Source organism: Mycobacterium sp. (assembly GCF_050701675.1).
In the GTDB taxonomy this organism is placed as follows: domain Bacteria; phylum Actinomycetota; class Actinomycetes; order Mycobacteriales; family Mycobacteriaceae; genus Mycobacterium.
This window is the reverse complement of sequence record NZ_JBOGDD010000645.1, coordinates 1-4,353: the sequence shown is the minus strand read 5'-3', so window position 1 is coordinate 4,353 and position 4,353 is coordinate 1. Positions and strand designations below refer to the sequence as shown.

Below are 4,353 nucleotides of genomic sequence, written 5' to 3'. Positions count from 1 at the left end.
CTGCGGCCCAGGCCCGTTCACCGGTCTGCGGGTCGGGATGGCCACGGCTGCCGCGTACGGTCACGCCCTCGGCATCCCGGTATACGGGGTGTGCAGCCTCGACGCGATCGGCGTGGACACCACCGGCGAAATCCTGGTGGTGACCGACGCCCGTCGTCGGGAGGTCTACTGGGCGCGCTACCGCGACGGTGTCCGCATCGACGGGCCTGCCGTCAATGCCCCGGCCGACGTGCCCGCGGACGCGGCCGGCGTCGCCGGATCTCCGGAGCACGCCGCCCTTTTCGGCCTCCCGCTCCTGCCGCCCGAGTATCCGGTGGTGTCCGGGCTGGTGCGTGCCGTGGACTGGACGTCGGCGCCGGAGCCCTTGATCCCGCTGTATCTGCGCCGTCCCGACGCCAAACCGCAACAGGTGCGCTCGTGACCGTCGAATTCGGTTCCCTGACGGTCGGCGACGCCGATCGCTGCGCAGAATTGGAAGCCCAGTTGTTTCCTGGCGACGACCCGTGGCCCGCAACGGCGTTCATCCGTGAACTCGAATCGGCGCACAATCACTATGTCGCCGCACGCTCCGACGGAGTGCTCATCGGGTATGCAGGGGTCAGCCGATTGGGCCGGAAACCACCCTATGAGTACGAGATTCACACCATCGGCGTCGACAAGGCCCACCAGGGGCGGGGCGTCGGCGGCGTGCTTCTGGACGGACTGCTCGACATCGCCGGCGGCGACACGGTCTTCCTGGAGGTCCGCACGGACAACGCGCCTGCCATCGCCATGTACCAGAAGGCCGGCTTCGCAGTGATGGGACTGCGCAAGCGCTACTACCAGGCCAGCGGAGCCGATGCCTACACCATGCGGCGGGAGGCTCGATGATCGTTCTGGCGATCGAAAGCTCGTGTGACGAGACGGGAGTCGGCATCTGCGAGCTCGGCCCCGACGGGTCCGTCCGGCTGTTGGCCGACGAGGTGGCCTCCAGCGTCGACGAGCACGCGAGATTCGGGGGAGTGGTACCCGAGATCGCGTCGCGGGCGCACCTCGAGGCCCTCGGGCCAACGATGCGCAGGGCGCTCGAGACGGCGGGCGTCGACAGGCCGGACGTCGTCGCGGCCACCATCGGACCGGGGCTCGCGGGCGCACTTCTGGTGGGAGTGGCTGCGGCCAAGGCCTATTCGGCGGCTTGGGGGGTACCGTTCTACGCGGTCAACCACCTCGGTGGGCACCTCGCCGCCGACGTCTACGATCACGGCCCGCTGCCCGAAAGCGTCGGACTGCTGGTGTCCGGCGGACACACCAACCTGCTGCACGTCCGATCGCTGGGCGAGCCGATCGAAGAACTCGGCAGCACCGTCGACGATGCGGCCGGTGAGGCGTACGACAAGATCGCCAGACTGCTCGGCCTCGGCTATCCGGGCGGCAGGGTGCTCGACGAGTTGGCGCGCACCGGCGATCGCGACGCGATCGTGTTCCCCCGCGGCATGACCGGGCCGCGTGACGACCCCCATGCGTTCAGCTTCTCTGGGCTCAAGACGTCGGTCGCCCGGTACGTGGAGTCACACCCCGAGGCCGCCACGGCAGACGTTGCAGCGGGCTTCCAGGAGGCGGTCGCCGACGTGCTCACCAAGAAGGCAGTGCGCGCGGCGAATGTCCTCGGGGTGTCCACGCTGTTGATCGCGGGGGGTGTCGCGGCCAACTCCCGGCTCCGCGAGCTCGCCGAGGAACGCTGTACCGCGGCGGGTTTGACGCTCCGCGTCCCGCGCCCGCGGCTCTGCACCGACAACGGCGCAATGATCGCGTCGTTCGCCGCGCACTTGATCGCGGCGGGTGCGTCCCCTTCGCCGTTGGGGGTGGCCACCGATCCCGGCCTCCCGGTGGTGAGGGGGCAGGTCGCATGACGTGCAGTCACCCGACGGTCACGCCGAGGGGTGCAGCCCGCCGATCCGTGCCTCGTTGATCTGATGGACGCGAACGCTGACCTCCAACTGGAAGCGGTCCGCGGGCTTCTTCAGTGACATGCCCGTGAGTTCTTCGATGAGCTTGATCCGGTACAGCAGCGAGTGCCGGTTCAGGAACAGCGCTCGCGCGGCCGCGCTGGTATTCGTCGCCTCGTCGAGAAGGATCTCCAGCGTGTGAACGAGTTGTCCGCGGCGCGTCTTGTCGTAAACGACGAGCGGGCGCAGGGTTTCGAGAATCGTGGCCATGCTGAGCGGATGATGTCGGAGCACTTCGGCGAACTGCAGCGGACCGACGGAACCCCCCGGCACCGACGACGGCACCGAAGCAGCCACGGTGACGGAATGGCCGTGCGCGGGCGGGAGCAGCACCCAACTGACGGAGTCCTCCGGCATCCCGCTCTGCCGCCCGGCGGATTCGACCAAATCCGAAACCGTGGAAGCAGGCTGGGCCGCCGCGAAATGACTCATCACTAGATCGTCCGTCACGGATGACTTCACCGTGACACCCGCGGAGAGGGCCAACTCCCGGAGCGCCTCGGTGAAGGCGTGTGCGGTGTCGCCCCAACCGGCGTCACCGCCCTCACGACGGCCGATCGCCATCTGCACCTGGGCATCGGGGGCCGTCGCGGAGACCAGGGGCAGCAGACTCCGCTGGACCGCAGCGAAGGCGATCTCCCAGGGCAGGACCACCAACGGGAACTCGTGCCGGTCGGCGAGCGGAACCAGCGCGGCCACGAGTTCACGGGTGTCGATTTCCGGCGGGGGACTCAGCACGACACCCGCCGCCGGCGAGGAGACGAGGAAGGTGAGGAACTCGCGCACCCCCGGTTGACGGGTGTCGGCGCCGGTCGTCAGCACCAGGTCACCCGCTCGCACGAACGCTTCGGCCGGCGCGTGCATGATGTCCACCCAGAGGACGTCGCGCGTCAACCCGCGGTGCCCAGCGATCACCGAGCCCTGGTCCAGCGGCGGCACCGTCAAGGCCGATGCCACGGTCAGTGGCGAGCCCTGAGACATGTCGCCCCGTTTCCTCGTCGAAACCGCGGCAGGTCGCTGGCGCCGCCGAATTCCGACGGTATCAGCGACCTGCTGCGTTCCGAGGGCGCTCCTCCCGATCGGGATTACGGCGCCGGCGTGGGCGCCGACAGGTCATCCGGCGTGCGTCCGCTCAGCGCGGCACCGATCCCCAGGAACACCAGTGGTGCGATGCCGAACACGATGGCAAGGGTCGTGGAACCGCCGACGACCAAGGTGAGGTTTACGACGATCAGTACCACGGCCGCCGCCAGCGCGATCGTCGCCACCACGGCAAGCACGATGATGTTCGTCGGTCCGCCGCGGCGCTTGAAGAAGATTGCGACGGAGATCGTCGTCAGCAACCAGAGAATCGACAACCCCCAGATGCCCAACCCGCCGAGTGGGCCGAAGATCTGTAGCACGGGGTCGAGCCCCAAAGCGGCGAACACACCCATGATCACCAACGACAGGACCGTGATCAGGACCGACGCATTCGCCGGAGAGCCGAGGCGTTCGTGGACGGCACCGAACCGCTTCGGGAGCACGTTGTCGCGCCCCAGCACGTACGTGTATCGCGCGCAGATGTTGTGGAATGCCAGCGCACAGGCGAACACGCTGACGAACCAGAACAGCGTGGTGAGGTCCTTCCCCAGCATGCCGAGGTACTTCTCCGCCGTGTTGACCATGAAGTTGTCCGGGTCGTCCTTGGCGATCTGAATGGCGTCGTTGCCGCCATTGCCCTCGACCAGCGCCCAGCTCGAGAAGGCGTAGAAGCTGGCCACGATCCCGACGGCCCAGTAGGTGGCGCGGGGTACCGTGCGATCCGGGTCCCTGGCCTCGTCGCGGAAGACGGCCGTCGCCTCGACACCGACGAAGCCCCACAGTGCGTAGAGCAGCGCGATGCCGAACGCGCCCGCGAGGCCGGACGGAGTGAAGGAATCGCCGGTGATGCCCTTGTCGCCACCCTGCACCACGATCACCAAGTCCAGGACGACCAGGATGGCGACCTCGGACACCAGGAAGACACCAAGCACCTTGGCGCTGAGGTCGATGTCCCGATAGCCGAGGAACGCGATGATGAGGAGCACCAGGCCCGTCAGCGCCCACCACGGCACCGCAGGCCCACCGACGATCTCGAGGAGGCTGGCCAGGATGACGCCGTCGTACGCCGCCACGGCGAGCAACGTCGCCATGTAGGCAGGCAGCGCGAGGACGGCTGCACCGGTCCCTGCGGCTTTGCCAAGGCCCTTCTGGACATACGCGTAGAAAGCGCCGGTGTCGCTGACGTACTTCGACATCGCGACGAAGCTCGCGGCGAACAGCAGGAAGATCACGCCGGCGACGATGAACGCGACAGGCATGCCCGTGCTGTCGCCCAGCGCAATGC

General features: G+C 68.0%; 5 protein-coding genes. 3 read left to right on the top strand and 2 right to left on the bottom strand.

All coding sequences use genetic code 11. The features are described 5' to 3' along the window. The 3 genes from tsaB to tsaD all read left to right on the top strand — a co-directional run. Positions 1-421, top strand: a 421-nt coding sequence (gene tsaB, locus ACRDUX_RS19845) for a tRNA (adenosine(37)-N6)-threonylcarbamoyltransferase complex dimerization subunit type 1 TsaB (protein WP_526415727.1), incomplete at its 5' end; no start/stop codon positions are given. After that, entirely contained in the window at positions 418-870 is a 453-nt protein-coding gene (gene rimI, locus ACRDUX_RS19840; RefSeq protein ID WP_526415726.1) for a ribosomal protein S18-alanine N-acetyltransferase, read from the top strand. The genes tsaB and rimI, both read left to right, overlap by 4 nt. Further along, complete coding sequence (gene tsaD, locus ACRDUX_RS19835) at positions 867-1,889, top strand: tRNA (adenosine(37)-N6)-threonylcarbamoyltransferase complex transferase subunit TsaD (RefSeq protein WP_526415725.1); 1,023 nt, start codon at positions 867-869, stop codon at positions 1,887-1,889. The genes rimI and tsaD overlap by 4 nt, the downstream gene beginning before the upstream one ends. Before the next feature lie 18 nt (positions 1,890-1,907). On the opposite strand, the gene ACRDUX_RS19830 is transcribed toward tsaD, so the two are convergent. Beyond that, entirely contained in the window at positions 1,908-2,966 is a 1,059-nt protein-coding gene (locus ACRDUX_RS19830; RefSeq protein ID WP_526415724.1) for a PucR family transcriptional regulator ligand-binding domain-containing protein, read from the bottom strand. 104 nt (positions 2,967-3,070) lie between these two features. Continuing rightward, a partial coding sequence (locus ACRDUX_RS19825; protein WP_526415723.1) for an amino acid permease occupies positions 3,071-4,353 on the bottom strand: 1,283 nt, incomplete at its 5' end.